Below are 15,103 nucleotides of genomic sequence, written 5' to 3'. Positions count from 1 at the left end.
CACTAGGCTGGATCGTGGACGATGGGAGCACAGCATGTCGGATACACTGAAACACCGAACAAGATGGAGAAACAGGATCAGCGCGGCGGCGATGCTTTTCGCCGCGCCGCTCGCGGGCTGCGCGTCGGTCGAAGTTCCGACGACTGTCGCCACGACCGGAATGCCGAACGCCGAACTCGCTCTGCAGAAAAGCATGCAGGAGGTCGATATCGAGATGGGGCGGATAGGGCGCCTCCAACCGCGCAAGGCGGCCGGCGCCTTTCCCATAATCGTTCCCGCCGAACTGGATCGCGTCGTCGCTTTTGAGTGGAATGGTCCGCTTGACGGAGCCATCGAATCGCTGGGGCGGACGATCGGTTACAGGGTGGCGATCAGCGCGCCATCGAACGCGCAACCGCTGGCCATCGGGATCTACAGCGGGCCGCATCGCATTTACGACCTTCTCGAGCAGATCGGCGAGGACGCCGGGGGCCAGGCGACGGTCCGGGTCGATCCGCAGCATCAAACGATCGAGGTCATCCATCATGTCTAATTTGCGGAGGATTTACCGCGCGGCCCTGCTCGCCGCGCTTCTTCCCGTCTGCCCGGCGCTTGCGGAAAACGGCGTGACGATCATGCCGGTTCCGCCCATGCCGCCGCCGGCCGTGGTCGATGACGCGGCGCATGAACTTGGCAATCCGTTGAACAAACCCGTGACCGGAGCCGCGCAAGTTCCGGCGGTCGTGGGGGGCGAGCGCCCGCCGTCACTGGAGACGCTGCAGGCGGCGCGGGCCGGAGCGACCGGGCCGGGGAGCGGCCTCGAACCGGGGCGAGAAGAGGTGCTGCACGCCGCCGGGCTCGCTTATGGCGCGCAAGGTGGTCTGGCGGCGCGATCCTTCGCAATCAATGAAATGCTTCGGCGATACGAAGCGTCGCTCGACAGCGTTTACGACTTTGGTCCTCTCGTTCTTCATCACGGTTCAAGCCAGATCCTGATGCGCCCGCCGATCGTGTCGCAGGCGCAGATGGCGTTTGCGCTCGGCGATGCGGGGCAGGTGGCGCGCGAAACGGCGTGCGTTTATTCGATCACGAGGCAGGCGCAACTGGCTTCGGCGCCGCCGAACTGGCGGTCCTATCTGGTGCGGGACTGGGGCTGGCCGCGCCGCCCTTCGGAAGCGGTCTTGCCGCGGACGGAGCCTGAAGCGGCTTACTGGAATAAATTTGTCGCCGAGGGTTGGGCGCAAGGCGAAAAACAGGGCGTCGAGATCTTCCTGTCCGATCTCGGCCGGCTGCAGCGCGACATCATTGGGATGGCCCGCTATCGCGTTCTGCTTCGGGCCGGCGTCGTTGAAAACCCGAAAGTTGTTTTTGAGAACAGCGTCGTGAACGGCGGCGGCGCGGAACTGCGCGCGGGCGACAAGATCGCGCGGATCACCGAGCAGCGGGGCTTGCTGGCGAACAAGGCGGTCTGGCCGTCGACGACGACCAATTGTCCTAAATAATCCAGCGGAAAGAGAGCGTCATGCTCGATCATCCAGAGAGCGGCGCGGCGCGAGCCGGCGCCGCCGACCGTTATGCCTGGCCAGACGAAGGGCTTGCCTGGGTCACGGAGCCGCGCAGACATGCGCCTGGGCTCGACTCCTTCATGTCTCATGTTCATCGGCTCGGCGCCGAGCAGATCATGTTCACGACATGGCAGCCCGCCTCGTTTCGCCTTTACGGCGAGAACCACAAGATTAGTCGGCCACCCTTGGACGAAAAGGAGGCGGCGTTAATCGTAAACCATCTTTACGGCGCGGACGGCATGGCGCGCCTGCAGGGCGGCAAAGACCTCAACGTCATGTATGTGATCGGCGTCAGCCGGACGACGACGCTGCGGTTTCGCGTCAATGTGTCGGGCACGGTGACGAGCCGGGGCGATGGCGCCAACGTCACGATCCGACCGGTGAAAGACCTGCCGCCGCCTCTCGAAAAACAGAATGTCGAAGCCGGGATCCTGTCGTCTTTTCAGATGAAGAAGGGTTTGATGATTGTGTCGGGCGCGACCGGATCGGGCAAATCGACGTTGATAGGCGGGATGACGCTGGCGAAGCTCGTGGATCCGGCCTCGCACCGCAACATCATCGAATTCGCGGAGCCGATCGAGTTTCTGTTCGACCGGGTGAAAAGCCCTACTTCAGCCATCAACCAGAGCGAGATCCCGCGCAACATCCAGAGCTTTGATCTTGCGTTGGCCGGGGCGATGCGTCGCCAGCCAACCGACATCATCGTCGGCGAGTGCCGCAAGCCCGAGCATATGCAGGCCGTCATTCACGCGGCGATCTCGGGGCATGCGGCGGCGACGACGCTCCACGCGGAAAACGTCGCGCTGACGATGCAGCGCGTCGCGAGCCTGCTGCCGGCGGAACAGTTCAAGGAAGCGATGATCTCCTGTGCGCAGTCCCTGAGGTTGGTGATCAATCAGCGATTGGTCAAACGCCCGGATGGGAAATGGACGCCGCTCAGAGAGTTTTTGGTTTTCGAAAAAAAATTCAGGGACAAACTTGCGAGCGCTGCGGCCGATGATTGGCCGCATCTGACGATGGAAGCCCTCGAAAGAGACGGCCAGTCCTATGAAAAGGCGATTGCGATCGCTTTGGAAGAGGGCCGGATCGATGAAGAAACGGCCGCCGATGTACGGCGCGAACTGGAGTGAGGGTTTCAGAATGTGGAGAGATACTGGGCGGCCAGTAAAGGTGTTGGTTCTTGATGCGCGCGCGTGCCTACCGTTGCTGGTGTTCGTCGTCTATTGGTGCTGGACGACATTCTACATCGCCATGAGCGGCATTATCTTCTTCTCGGTTATCAGCTGGGCCGGACTCACCATGCCCACAGCCCTCAGAATGCTGCGTCGCCTGTTCGTCGGTCCGCTGCGGCCGGCGGTTCCCTCGTGGAAACGGCGGAGGCTCGCGTGAAGGGCGATCTCGACATTGATTTCGTCGGCAGCGTATTGACGCGCCTTCTCGAAGAGGGTGGACGGCCGATCATTCTCGAAGACAAGGCGCAGGGTGTGGAGGTGGTGATTCCGGTGGACGCGGCCGTGGCCGCGCATGGGCTGCTTCCCGTGTTTCTGTTCGCGGGCGAGGCGTTGATGCGCGACGTAACCGGAGGCGGCTTCGCGCTTGAATTGGAGCGGGACATTCAGGCGCTTCTCAGCTGGCGGGTGAAACGAATTGGCGGCGCGGCTTTTACCGGGGTCATGCTGGCCGTGATGGAGGCCATCGCGCAGGCATCGACGTCGCGGGGGATCATGGTGGTGGAGTTGGGCCGTGTCTTCGACGAAGCCACGGCGCGCATCAGGAACAGGGAGAGGAAATCGTGAAAGCAGTTCTTGGCGGGGTTCTGGCGTCTCTCCTCGTGGCGGGGCAGCCTGCGCTGGCGGGCGAGTACGCAACGGACGGGAGCGTCGTCGGCGAGTGCCTCATGGCGGCGGCGCGCCTCTATCAGTTGCCGCCGGATTTGCTCGTCATTCTGTTGAATGTCGAGAACGGCAGGCTGGGGAAAGTGAGCCAGAACACAAACAAGACGGTTGATATCGGCCCGATGCAGGTGAACGACACATGGATCGGCAAGCTCGCGGAGCATTGGCGCGCCTCGCCTGAAGCAACCTATGTGGCGTTGCGCGATAATTTCTGCGCCAACATTGAAGGCGGCGCCTGGATCCTGCGCAAGGGCCTCGACGAGGCGGGCGGCGATATTTGGGAGGGCGTCGCCCTCTATCATTCGCATACGCCTAAATACAAGCAGGAATATCTGCAGCAGGTACAGGCGCATGTCCTGCGCCTGCGCCGCCAGGCGGAGATTGAACTCGCCGAGGCGAGCGCGGCTGACGGGAGGTAGGCGATGGCGGCATCGGCACATTCGGGCGGGACGCCGGAGAATGATCACACTGGCTACAGCCTGATCGTCATCGTCGTCGGGAGCGGCGTTCTGTGCTGGGCGGCATGGTATTTTCATCATCGGGAAGTCAGCCAGGCCGCAATGGAGGTCGCGCATTGGCAAATGAGGGTCATTCACCAGTTCACGGAGCGCTTCGATCGCGCGGATGCGCAGGTGCTGACTGCGAATCCCGCCCGCGTGACATTCGACCAGCTTGTGCGTCTGTTTCGGGAGATTGGACGGTTCTTTCTCTATCCGGCGATGGGACTGTCGTTGCTTCTCGCCGCGCTCTGTTTTCGGCGCGCGGCGTCGGCGCGTTTTAGTCGCGCGCTCGATCTCGAAGGTCTCATGGCGGAACAGGCGAAAGGGTTCCGCAGCACGGCGGCCTTCGTGGGGCGTCGTCTTGGCTTGTCCGCCATCCGCAAAGGGGAGCCGCGACCGGGCGATGCGGCCTTGAATATGGTGGAGTGGGTCGCGGCCTGGGCGAGCGGGAAGGATGGCGCATTTGACGCGCTAATGGCGCGGAAGGAACTGGCGCGGCAGCTTGGGGAGGTGTGGCGCGGCATTGATCAAGCGCGCCCGCATGTGAGGTGCATGCTTGCAGTGATGGCGCTGCATCACGCCCGCAAGCGGAGCGAAGCAATCGCTTTGCTGGGGGATCTCGCGGAATCGCTTCCCAAAAGGAAACACGATGGTCGCGCCGGGCCGGAGAAGGCGTTGTCTTTTCCAGCTGACGTGGTGGCTCTGGCGGATGGGCATCTTTCCGACAAGAGCGTGATAACGCCCGTGCTCGAAATGATGGGTCGGCATTTCTTCACGACGACGGGGTTGATGAGCGTCTTATGCGAGGCGCGGCTGCGGGGAGGCGTTCTCGCGCCGGCTCAATTCGCTTTCCTGAAGCTCGTCGACCGGCGGCTCTGGTACGCGCTGCACTCCCTTGGCTTCGAGATCGATGGACCTCGGGCGCATCCGCACCCGAGCCAGAGGATCGAGGCGATCGGCGCGCGAGATCATTGGGCGGCGGAAAGACTGGTTGGACGCCCGGTGCCGGCGCCATCGGTCGATCGGGCGATCAAGATGATCCGGCTTGGACATGAAAGCACGAAGTCGCCGGCATCACGTCGGGGGTAATTTTGCGTTCGCGCGCGTTCGAGTGAGCCTTTGGATCAGGTTCATGGTTGGGAGAATGATCAATGGCTGAAGAAGTCGCGGAGAAAGCGAAAACAGAGGACCAGAACGCGGAAAGCGTCAGGTTTCATTTTGACGTGCATTTGCACCTGACCGTCGATCCGTCGAGACAACTATACCCCGATCCGCGCCTGACGGGCGCACCGCTCGCGGGATATTTGCCGGCCGGCGGCCACGGGTCGAATGCCAATACGGGCGGCGGACGCGGCCTTTTGTCGATTTTCGTCATTTGCGGCCTTCTCGGCTTCGTCGGGGTGTTCGCCTATAAGGCGGGCGGCGGCGGGGCCGGGACGCGTTCGGTGGTCGCTTCCAGAGGTTCTGAGCCATATACGCCACCTGTTGAACGGCGCCTCGCCGCCGCGCAACAGCCCGCTGTTCTCAGAGAGCTGGAAGAAGCGCCGCGGGTAACGCCGCCGCCGGGCGCGGCTCCGGCGGGAGCGCCTTCGGGGCCGCGCGTGTTCGGGCTTAATTAGGCCGTGGTGATCCAGCGGGACATCAAAGGGCCGCAGGAGCGGTTCGAGCGTAGCGGCGCTCAGCGCCTGCGCGACATCCGTCCCCTGACGACGCGGCTCTGGTCCGGGCTGATGAGCGACGCCTCGGCGCTCCTCCTTGCGGGGGGCGCGGGGGCGATGTTCGTCGAACCCTCGCTGGTCGATTTGATCGCGCCGACGTCCTTGCTGTACGCCGCCTTTGTTTTGACGCGGCGGGTCACGCTGCCGATGAGACTGCCGCGAAGCGCCGGAATAAAGGACTGGAACTATCCGGACCCGGCCTTGCGGCGCCCGCGCATGGCGGCGGGCACAATCTATCTTGGCCGCGACCTGGAGCGGCGCGAATTATGGCTCTCGTCGGATGATGCGCGGCAGCACGCGACTGTGCCGGGAACGACCGGCGCCGGCAAGACCACGGCGATCGTCAGCTTTCTGGCGAATGCCTTGACCCATGCCAGCGGCTTCGTGCTCGTGGACGGCAAGGCGGACAACAAGCTTTACGGAGAAGTGCTCGCCCTCGCCCGCCGGTTTGGCCGCGAGGACGATGTGTTGTGCCTGAATTTCATGGTGGCGAGTGGGGCGAAGGAAAGCAATACGTTCAATCCGTTCGCGGTCGGCAACGCCGATGCGATCGGAGAGATGCTGTCGAGCCAGCTTGGGGAATCGGCGGGCGGCGATTCGAACCAGGTGTTTCGCGACCGCGCGGTGGCGCTCGTCGGCACCATGGCGCCCGTGCTGGTCTGGATGCGCGACAATCACGGCATCCCGCTGAATATCGATACGATCCGCGCCTCCTTCGAACTTCGGTGCATCTGGAAGATTGCTATGAAGAAGAAGTTCGAGGTCCGCGATCCGGTGACTGGAAAGGTCGAGGATCTAGACGTCGGAACGATACCAGAGGACATCATCTACCCGCTGAAAGCGTATCTCGGCGAACTACCCGCCTATGACATGACGCTCGACTGGAACAAGCAGAAGACGGAGGAGCCGTCGAAACAGCACGGCTTCGCGGTGTTCTATTTCACGCGGACCTTTGAGCTGCTCGGGGTCTCGCTGGGACATATTTTCAAAGTCGAGCAGAGCGACGTCGACATGCGCGACGTCGTTTTGAACCGCCGCATTCTGGTCGTGAACCTGCCCGCGCTCGAGAGCTCGGATGACAGGCTCGCCTCGCTTGGCAAGATCGTGGTCGCCTCCCTGCGGGGGATGATGGCGCAGATGCTCGGATCGAGGCTTGAGGGCGATTACAGCGAGATCGTGGCCAACAAGCCGGGGATGGGCCCAGCGCCGTTCCATGTCGTGCTCGACGAGGTCGCCTATTACGCGGCGAGCGGCATGGATCGAATGCTGGCGATGGGCCGCGGCCTGAATTTCATGTTCTGGCTGGGTTTTCAGGAAGTGTCGGGGATATGGGCGCGGCTGGGCGAGAAGACGCAATCGCTGCTCGGCAACGCCAATCTTACTGTTGCCATGCGCCAGCAGGACGCCAACAGGACGCGGCAGTGGCTCGAGGACACCGCGGGCAAGACCTTCGTCACGCAGGCCGGAAGTTACAATAGCAGCGGCGTGGGAGAATATTCGGAGGCGCGGCAGGCAGAAGTGCGTGAGGTGTCGCGCGTCGACTGGCAAGATCTGCAGAGCTTGATCGAGGGCGAAGCGATCATCCTCTTTGGCGGCCGCAGAATTTACGCCAAGCTGTTTCACGCGGCCGTCGATATGTCGGGCCCCATGCGCCTCAACCGCCCGTTGGCGCTGCCACCTCCGGATCTCAAAACCATCAAGGCGGAGTGCGATCTGATCGATGGGGTGATGCGGGCGGTCGAGCAGGGACTCGGAAAGGGAGGATCGCGCGCGGAACAGTCGGGGACGGTTGCGAAGATGGTTGCGGCGTTCTCCGCCGCCGCGGCCGAAGGGGGAAATGCCGACGCCTGCGTCGGCGCGGCGATTGCTGCGGCGCGCGGAACGCCCTTCATGGAGACTCTTCCGGCCGGAACAATCATCACGCCATTTACCGAAATGCTTGAAGGCGGCCGTTGGCCCTCGGCGACGAGAGCGGTTCAAAAGGTTCCGGCCGGGGCGATCGACACGAAGGCGCTGGAGGCCCTGATTGCAATCGAGGTCGCGGCAGGGGCGTCCGTGCAGACAGCGCGCGGCGCCGCTCTGACTGTGCTTGCGGTGCGCGAAGAAGCAGTCGATGCGCTTCAGCCGAAAGAAAGCGCGTCGGCGCGCGTCTCGGCGCTGGTCGCCGATGTCTCCGGGGTGATCGAAGGGGTCAACAACGCCGCGCGCGCGAAGGCTGACGCGAGGGCTTCCGCAGAGATGGAGCCTGCAATCAAGAGAGCGGGGCTGTCGCGATGATCCTTCCAATTGTGTTGTGCTTCCTTGCCGACTTCGCGCCCTATTTCGGTCTCGCGGCGCTACTGATGGCCTTCGTCATTTTCATGGTGGTTTTCATCCGCTCGCTTCTGAGGAACGCGGCGGCGTCGCGACGGAGAGGTCTCGCCAATGAGTGACGGGAGCGGCCGGCGAGGCGGCAGGCGATTTGTTGGGGCGGCGTCTCATTCGTCGCGTTGCCGGGCGAACGCGCGTGGGTCTTTCGCAGCGCCCAGGCTGTCGTTTTGCCACGCGGTCGAGGGGCGGACGGAGGGGCGGGCGGGATGAACAGCGTATTGGGCATGCCACCGCTTCTAGCGCTGTTGTATGCCGCTGTGGCGGTGCTGCTGGTTCTAGGGGTCAGCCTTTCAAGGAAGGGCGGAAGGGCGTCTTATCGCCGGGGCAGATTTTTGAGCGCCAACGAGAAATGCTTTTTGGGCGCGCTCGATGCGGCGCTCGGTGGCGGCTATCGCGTGTTTGCGCAGGTGCGCCTTGCCGAGCTTGTTGTCGTGGACGGAAGATCCAGCGACGCCAGGAAGAGCGCGGCTCTCAAAAAGGTTTTTGGCAAGAGCATCGATTTCGTGATCTGCAGCGCGCTCACTTTCGATCCGATAGCGGCGATCGAGGTTGACGACAGGACGCATCTTCTTCCCGCGCGGCGCGAGAGGGATGTTTTCGTCAACGCTGTGTTTGAAGAAATAGGGATGCCGCTTTTGCGGGTGACGGCAAAGCGAAACTATTCGGTTGATGTTCTGCGCAACATGCTCGTAGGCGCGGGCGTTCGCGAGGAATGGGACAGAGTCTGATCGTTCAACGAAAAGCTGGAAGGAGGAAGGAAAAATGGCGGGAGACGAATACGGCCGGCTCGAGGAGATGAAGCGCAATGACGAGCGCCGGCGGCAGGAAGACGCCCGCCGCGTGGAGGCCGATCTGGCGCAGCGCCGGCGAGAGGAAGATGCGCGGCGGGAGCGCGACGAATTGGCGAGGCGGGACTCTATCAATTATCGGCGCGGATAGCATTCGGCGGATGGAACATCTCGCGTGACGCGCTGTGAATGGTCGCGCCAGCCGGCGTCAGCAAAAGGGGTCGATCGTGAAATATGCGTGGATGGCGGGAGCGGCGATCATCGCCGTGGCTTTCGCTTCAGGTGACGGGCCAGGGTTGATGCGGTCGGTGTTGCATGGCTTTGGCTGGGGAATAGGGCGCGAGGTGGCGCACAACGTCATTCGCCACGCGCTGCATTGAGGAATGGAGGAGGCATTGATGAAACGGGTTTCTGTGTTGAGAATAATTACGTTGGGCGGCGTTCTGCTTATGGGAGGGTGCGCGGCGCAAATGCTGTCGGATGACAGGCTTGGCGACAACACCGCCGGCGTATTGGGCGTGCCGGCGAGCGACCTTACCTTGTCCGACAGAGTGGAGAAGACGCCGAACACTTACTACACGGCGACGACAAAGGATGGGCGCAAATATTCCTGTCTCGTAAATGGCGGCGGGATCCTGGCGGCCGGAATGGTTAACCCGCCGTCTTGCGTGCCCAAGGGGCAACCCCTGCGCGACACAAATCCGCTGGCGAGCCGGTAGAGGCATAGGGGATGCGAAAAAGGGGAGCGGCGGACGCGTGCTGGCGCGGCCGCCGCCAAAGAGGCTGGATCAAAGCGTCCGGATCGTAGGGATCAACTCAGCGTATCAGGCCTGTACGGATGGCGCGGGCCACCGCATGGACCCGGTTCAAAGCCTTCAGCTTGAAGCGCGCGGAATCGAGATGCGTTTTTACGGTTTCCGGCGAGATGCGCATGCTGGCGCTGATCTGGGCGATTGTCTTGCCGTCCGATGTGAACTCAAGCGCCTCGATTTCTCGTTTGGTGATGACGTTGGGATCGATCGTCGGTCCGTCGGCATATTCGTCGCAGGCGCGCTGATGCAGATAATGGGCGACATGGACCATATCCCTGACGAGCGGGTGCCGGCGGCCAAGCCAGGAGGCGTCGGTGTCATCCGAGGAGACCGTGAAAATGCCGAGAGTTCCGGGCGTTGGTCCGTGAACCGGGATTGTGATGCCGTGGGGGCCTATTCCCGCGTCTTTGGCTTCGTCGAAAAATCTGGCGACCTTGGGGGTGGATCTGGGGAGGAGAGACCAATCGCGAGGGGCGACTGACCGCATGGCGACCTGAAATGTAGGATCGATCTGCTGATAATTCTCTTTGGTATAATGCGTGACCCAGCGTTGATCGTAATTCGTCAGATAAAAAGGTAGCGAAGCTTCGGCCGGACGAAACGTAGGACAGACATAAATACTGTTTTTTAGATTGAAATGTTCGCGAATTTTGTCGGTGAAAGCTTCGAGGGAGTCGCCGGACTTCGTAGCCTCGAGACCAAGTATTTCTCCCAAGGCGAGTGTATCAAGATTATACACGTCCAGGCTCCAGAAATCGCTTAAAAGTGAATAGTTTATTGGGCGGCGAAATAAGGCAAATATGTGGCGGCGGCCAGATAAATGGCCGTTTTAGCGTCATGTAATCGAACGGTATAAGGCGGCAATACTGGCCCTATTGGGAGCTATAGTTCTGCAGCTGCGAACAGTAGAAAGCCATCAGGCGTCATGAGGGTGTCATGCGGGGCGGATGGGACGATCAGGGAATGTTGCGCGCGGCGCCCAAGGGACGCGCTGATTGGACAACGATTCTCTCGCGGGAAGAAGATCGGCTGCTGCGAGATGCTTTTGGGCGGCATGGAGGGAATGCCGCCGCCCGCGCCGCCGCGGCGCCTGTCGTCGCCCGCTATCAGCAAATGAGCGGCGGCATGTGGTTTCTGTGCAATTGCCGGCCAGAAGGCGGCCGTCATCCGGTTCTGGTTCCCGTCGCCTTGACGCACATACGGCGGCATGAGGACGCGCATTGGCCGGCGCACCACGAGGATTGCGCGTTTTTCCGGGATCCTTCAGAGCAGGCAGCCTTCCTGCGAAGTTACGGCCGCGTGCAAGCGGCGCCGCTAAGGCTCGCGCGGGCGTTCGGGAAAGCATCCGCGCCGCTGGAAAAGGCGATCGTAGGGACCTCTCATGCCAATGGCCGGCCCCGGCTCGCGCGGCTTCTAATGCGTCTGGTCGATGCGGCGGGACTCCAACGTCTGGACGCCGGCGAGCGCATTCCGTTGCTGGTGGATCAGGTCAAGTCGATTTGGCGCGCAGCGCGAAATGTGGAGATCGACGAGGGCGTGCAATTGTCGGAATTTCTCTGCACCAGTCCGGGGCGGCTTGGGGAATTGTTTGAAAAGGTCGCGGCGGCGCCGGCAGGCCGGTTCAAGGAAACCCGGCCTCATGGGGTGCTGATCGCCAGGATCGGAGCGGTTTCGGCCGGGGTTCTTGAGCCGCTGGCGGGGGAGCCTTTGGCGGTCAGCGGACGCGTCGCGGTTTTCGGAGAAGGCGTCGGAGGAACCAGGGAAACGCCTGCGGCGCGCGCGGCCCGGGCGCCTTATCTTGGGGCATGCGTCGTCGGGCGCTCGGCGGAAAACGGCGAGGTCGAAATAGTCTCGGCCTATCTGCATCCCTGCGCGAGCCCGTCTCATCTGATGCTTGTCGACAGCGATTATGAGCGGCAAACGCTGGCGCAGCTGCGCAGCCTGCAAGCCTGGATCGGCGCCAAGCGGAGCGTTTCAATGACAATTGAAAAGCCGGTCTTCGACCTCCTCGATCACGGGAACGCGGACGAGGGTGCGGCGGGAAGAGGCCCCTGCATTCCCGATTTCGTGCTTCGGGCGACGGGCGTTGGGGCAGGCGGGCGCCAGACGGCGATCGTCGAGACGATGGGATATTCGGACGAAACCTATTGGGCGGGCAAGGAGAGGATGCACAAAACGATGAGCGCCGCTCTCGCCGGCGCGCCCGTCGTTCTGCACGACTTGTCGAGAGGGGCTTCCGGCGAGGCGGATCGTGAGTTCTGGCTCGGGTTAATGCGACTGATCGTTGGGCGGTGCGCGTAGGAGAGCGCGGCCCCTGCGCGCGCCTGATGGCGGCGTAGTCTTGGATCAAGGTCCGGGGGAGGGAGATGGCCGGATCGCCGCCTCCGGAGGGCGCTCGGCGGGAGAAGCGGCGCCATGCACAGCGGCGTCGGGTCTGATGGCGACGCGCAGGGCGTTCATGTGCTCCTTCACAGTCTCGGCTGCTTCTTTGAGCATGGCGGCGCATTGCTGCACAAACTCGTCAAGCGCCTCGCGCTGGCGGCCGAACGCCTCGCGCGCGGCGGCGCCATCGAAGGTTTCGCGGATTTTCTGGCCAAGTGCGGGCGTCGCTGCGGCGGCGCGTTCAATCCTGCGGTGGGCGGACAAGCCATTTTTGACGGTCGGTTCGGAAGCTATTTTTGCCTTGGCCGCCAGATCGATGGCGAGGGCCTTGTACGGCTTTTGGGAGGTGTCCTTGGCGATTCTGTCCCAAAGATCTTCATCGGTGACGGGCGTGGCGTCGCCTAGCGCCATCGACCGTTTGACGGCGCCGAGGACGGCGGCCTTGGAGATCATGGTGTGGGTCTGGCCGGTTGCGCGGCTTTCAGCCGTGTAAGTCTTGAACGCCGAGGCGGCTCCGGTTCCGTGGGGGAGAGCGTTGATGTGCTCCCCCCGTGTGGACATCCCTTGCGCCGCGTCGATCGTGAAAGCGCGTCCGAAGCCGACGAGAAGGCGTCCGGTTTTCTTGTCTGTCAGGCGCTGCCAGTCGACCTCGGCGACTTGCCCGCGTTCGTTGCGTAAAGCAAGGCCCTGGTTGGTCTTGCCGACGACCGAGACAATGTCGCCATTATTACCGATCGTAGCGCTGCGGCCGCCGATATTCGCCGTCGTTTTCCGACAGAGCCGGAGTTTGTCGCCGGTGGCGATTGGCATATTGAAAAGTTCCGCCTTCTCGCCGCGATAATAGACGGCTTTATGGATCGTTTGGTCCGTGCCAATCGCGCCTCTCTGGATCAGACGTTTGCGAATCGCCTGGCTTATGTCGGACGCTTCGGAATTGGTCAGGGTCGTGATGGTGACGCCCATGCGTTTGTCGGCGGCCTGAAGCGCGTCCGTGCGCTCGATATAGAGGTCGGCGATTTTGTGGACCACCTGGTCGTAGTCGCCCTCGACCAGATGGGCGGTTCCGTCCTCGCGCTTCATCTCAAACGCGGTCTCGGCGTCGCCGTCGCGGAAAAGAGACGCGATTTTAAGATCGCGCGCGCCCTTCTGGCGCTGAGAGATCAGAACTTCGGGCATGGCGGATTTCGGCAGGACGCGGCGCAACAGTTCGATCGTATCGCCTGCCTCGATCGACTGGACCTGTTCCCTGTCGCCAAGCATTTTGATGGTCATGCCGGTCTGCGCCTGGAGCTCGAGCAGTTTGAGCATCGGGCGCGGGCCAATCTGGCTGACTTCGTCGATAACGAGGACTGTCCTGGCGTCTGGCGTGAAATCTCCGGTCTCGATCGCGTCCAACAAGGGCTGAAGCGCGAAGGTGCGCTCGATTCCAGGGTCTTTCAGCGCGTCGGCCTGACGCCAGGCCGTGGACATGCCGACCATCTCGTAGCCTGCATCCTTCCATGCGCGCACGAGTGGCCGCAAAAGCGTGGTTTTGCCGGCGCCCGCGACGCCGGTGAGAAGGGAAAGCTTTCCGCCGCGGCCGATAGCGTAAATGGCGGATCGCTGTTCATCCGTGAACTGGACGCCGGGATCGTCTTTTTGGACGGCGCGGATCGCGGCGAGGATCGCAGGCTCGGAAAGGGAGGACGTTCGCTGCGTCGCCGCCGCGCGAGCCTGTGCCGAAAGGCTTTGCTCGATCCGGATCTGCTCTGTGTGGGTGACGCTCAGCTTACCGTCTCTTAGTCCCGCGACGACGGAGACGGCGACGCCATTGTGTTTGAACCCCCTCGCCTCAAGGAGAGCGACGACGCGGTCGACGTCGTCGCGGCCGCGATTGACGCCGCCGGCGATGAGGCCGCGCGCCGCGTGGACGCGAAGCCTGTCATAGTCGATGACGGCGCTCGTCTGGAACTCACCCGAAAGAGCCGCGGCCGCATGGCGATAGGCCGTGTCGCAGCGATCCTCGTCGGTGAGGGCGGGATGCTGAATCGCGCCGATAACGGTGTCATGAGTCCAGCCTATTTCAGCCGCCTGCTGGCGCCAGACTTCGTGCGCCTCGTCCTTCGTCTTGCCGAGCCGGCCCTCGGCGCTCGCTTCGTGCAGTATCTGGCGTTTGCGATCAATCGTAAGCTCGTCCCAGTCGAGAGCTTGTTCACGGGCGATTTTCCGCGCGTCGCCGATGACCTGGCGGTCGCGTTTGCTAAACAGCGTGACAGCTTTCTCGGGGATGTCGGTCAGAACGACGGCCTGTTCGTCGTGATCATAGCCGGTGCGGACGCCAAGGGCGCGAAGCCGATCGGCGAGCTGGGCCTGAAAATAAGCGCCATATTCGTGGACCTTGTGCGCGCTCAGCGCGCGGCTGTCGATCGAGCCGACGCGCCCTTCTTTGGTCACCACCATGTTCGGGATGAAATTATGCAGATGGTAATGGGGATCGCCGGCAGTCGGCACATCGAGGAGATAGGTCGCGCCGTCCGGACCATTCTGGACGGCCACCGTCGGACGCGCGGCGTCATGAGCGAATGTGACCCAGCCGATTTCGCCATGGTCGGCGCCCTTTTCGCCGGCGTGACCCTTTCGGGCGAGGGCGAGGTCGTCGGCGGCGTAGCGCAAGGCGTCGTCGTTGGCGGCCCAGATGGCGTTGCGGATGGCCGCTGCTTCGGCTGGATTTGACGCGAATTCGGCTGCCAGCGAGACGGATTTGTGCGGCGAAAAGACAAAATCGAAGCCGCTGTTCTTGCGCTGGTGCTGAGACCAGCCCTTACCATTGTCGGCGCGTTTGGCCTCAAAAAGGCGGTCGAGTTCCATGTCACGAGGCTGCTGGCGGGCGTCCGCCAGCCCGATAGCCGCGGCGACGGCGGCGGGCATGTCAGGCCGCCAGCTCGCCCGCGCGCCCCGGCCGGTATAATATTGCGTCAGCTTTTCGCCCGATTCGAGGAGCTTCCCGCCGGCGTCGATTGCCCTGACGGGGTCGGGCTCTGGCTTGTCCTGGGTCATATAGCGACGGATTTCCGATCCGTCCGAATCGGCGGAGACTTTCCTGAAATTCAGCATT

17 protein-coding genes are annotated in these 15,103 nt (G+C 62.7%); 15 read left to right on the top strand and 2 right to left on the bottom strand.

Features of this window, described 5'->3' with window-relative positions; translation table 11 throughout:
* Window positions 1–34 precede the first annotated feature (34 nt).
* The 14 genes from SIN04_RS00440 (at window position 35) to SIN04_RS00375 (ending at window position 9,534) form a co-directional block, all read left to right on the top strand.
* Window positions 35–532: a DotD/TraH family lipoprotein gene (locus SIN04_RS00440; RefSeq protein WP_341263900.1), complete on the top strand. Its 498-nt coding sequence runs from the start codon at window positions 35–37 to the stop codon at window positions 530–532.
* Window positions 525–1,481 (top strand): type IV secretion system DotC family protein, encoded by a 957-nt coding sequence (locus SIN04_RS00435; protein WP_322843409.1) that lies wholly within the window; start codon window positions 525–527, stop codon window positions 1,479–1,481. Before SIN04_RS00440 ends, SIN04_RS00435 begins: the two co-directional genes overlap by 8 nt.
* A gap of 20 nt (window positions 1,482–1,501) precedes the next feature.
* A complete protein-coding gene (locus SIN04_RS00430) occupies window positions 1,502–2,674 on the top strand; it encodes a type IV pilus twitching motility protein PilT (RefSeq protein WP_134493399.1) in 1,173 nt (390 codons plus the stop codon).
* 40 nt (window positions 2,675–2,714) lie between these two features.
* A complete protein-coding gene (icmT, locus tag SIN04_RS00425; protein ID WP_244606067.1) occupies window positions 2,715–2,933 on the top strand; it encodes an IcmT/TraK family protein in 219 nt (72 codons plus the stop codon).
* Window positions 2,930–3,340, top strand: a complete 411-nt coding sequence (locus tag SIN04_RS00420) for a hypothetical protein (RefSeq protein ID WP_134493395.1) — start codon at window positions 2,930–2,932, stop codon at window positions 3,338–3,340. Before icmT ends, SIN04_RS00420 begins: the two co-directional genes overlap by 4 nt.
* On the top strand, window positions 3,337–3,858 hold the full coding sequence (locus SIN04_RS00415) for a lytic transglycosylase domain-containing protein (protein WP_244606066.1): 522 nt from the start codon (window positions 3,337–3,339) through the stop codon (window positions 3,856–3,858). The genes SIN04_RS00420 and SIN04_RS00415 overlap by 4 nt, the downstream gene beginning before the upstream one ends.
* A gap of 3 nt (window positions 3,859–3,861) precedes the next feature.
* The gene (locus SIN04_RS00410; RefSeq protein WP_134493393.1) at window positions 3,862–5,028 is read left to right on the top strand and encodes a hypothetical protein; all 1,167 of its coding nucleotides are present in this window, start codon (window positions 3,862–3,864) and stop codon (window positions 5,026–5,028) included.
* 62 nt (window positions 5,029–5,090) lie between these two features.
* The gene (locus tag SIN04_RS00405) at window positions 5,091–5,558 is read left to right on the top strand and encodes a hypothetical protein (protein WP_134493391.1); all 468 of its coding nucleotides are present in this window, start codon (window positions 5,091–5,093) and stop codon (window positions 5,556–5,558) included.
* Window positions 5,559–5,561: 3 nt separating this feature from the next.
* Complete coding sequence (locus SIN04_RS00400; RefSeq protein ID WP_244606065.1) at window positions 5,562–7,934, top strand: type IV secretory system conjugative DNA transfer family protein; 2,373 nt, start codon at window positions 5,562–5,564, stop codon at window positions 7,932–7,934.
* Window positions 7,931–8,089, top strand: a complete 159-nt coding sequence (locus SIN04_RS00395; RefSeq protein WP_166796084.1) for a hypothetical protein — start codon at window positions 7,931–7,933, stop codon at window positions 8,087–8,089. Before SIN04_RS00400 ends, SIN04_RS00395 begins: the two co-directional genes overlap by 4 nt.
* A gap of 144 nt (window positions 8,090–8,233) precedes the next feature.
* Window positions 8,234–8,755: a DUF2726 domain-containing protein gene (locus SIN04_RS00390; protein ID WP_134493389.1), complete on the top strand. Its 522-nt coding sequence runs from the start codon at window positions 8,234–8,236 to the stop codon at window positions 8,753–8,755.
* 34 nt (window positions 8,756–8,789) lie between these two features.
* Window positions 8,790–8,966, top strand: a complete 177-nt coding sequence (locus tag SIN04_RS00385) for a hypothetical protein (protein ID WP_166796083.1) — start codon at window positions 8,790–8,792, stop codon at window positions 8,964–8,966.
* A gap of 76 nt (window positions 8,967–9,042) precedes the next feature.
* Entirely contained in the window at window positions 9,043–9,195 is a 153-nt protein-coding gene (locus SIN04_RS00380) for a hypothetical protein (RefSeq protein WP_341263898.1), read from the top strand.
* A gap of 18 nt (window positions 9,196–9,213) precedes the next feature.
* On the top strand, window positions 9,214–9,534 hold the full coding sequence (locus SIN04_RS00375; RefSeq protein WP_134493387.1) for a hypothetical protein: 321 nt from the start codon (window positions 9,214–9,216) through the stop codon (window positions 9,532–9,534).
* Between the two features lie 97 nt (window positions 9,535–9,631).
* Here the strand turns inward: SIN04_RS00375 and SIN04_RS00370 are convergent, their stop codons facing one another.
* Complete coding sequence (locus tag SIN04_RS00370; protein WP_134493385.1) at window positions 9,632–10,366, bottom strand: helix-turn-helix transcriptional regulator; 735 nt, start codon at window positions 10,364–10,366, stop codon at window positions 9,632–9,634.
* Between the two features lie 197 nt (window positions 10,367–10,563).
* On the opposite strand from SIN04_RS00370, the gene SIN04_RS00365 reads away from it, so the two are divergent.
* Window positions 10,564–11,928 (top strand): hypothetical protein, encoded by a 1,365-nt coding sequence (locus tag SIN04_RS00365; protein ID WP_341263897.1) that lies wholly within the window; start codon window positions 10,564–10,566, stop codon window positions 11,926–11,928.
* Between the two features lie 45 nt (window positions 11,929–11,973).
* On the opposite strand, the gene mobF is transcribed toward SIN04_RS00365, so the two are convergent.
* Window positions 11,974–15,102: a MobF family relaxase gene (mobF, locus tag SIN04_RS00360; protein WP_134493381.1), complete on the bottom strand. Its 3,129-nt coding sequence runs from the start codon at window positions 15,100–15,102 to the stop codon at window positions 11,974–11,976.
* Window position 15,103 lies beyond the last annotated feature (1 nt).

The sequence above is a fragment of the Methylocella tundrae genome (assembly GCF_038024855.1).
Taxonomy (GTDB): Bacteria; Pseudomonadota; Alphaproteobacteria; order Rhizobiales; family Beijerinckiaceae; genus Methylocapsa; species Methylocapsa tundrae.
Note: the sequence above shows the minus strand (reverse complement) of the source record. Positions and strands in the feature narration are given on the sequence as shown.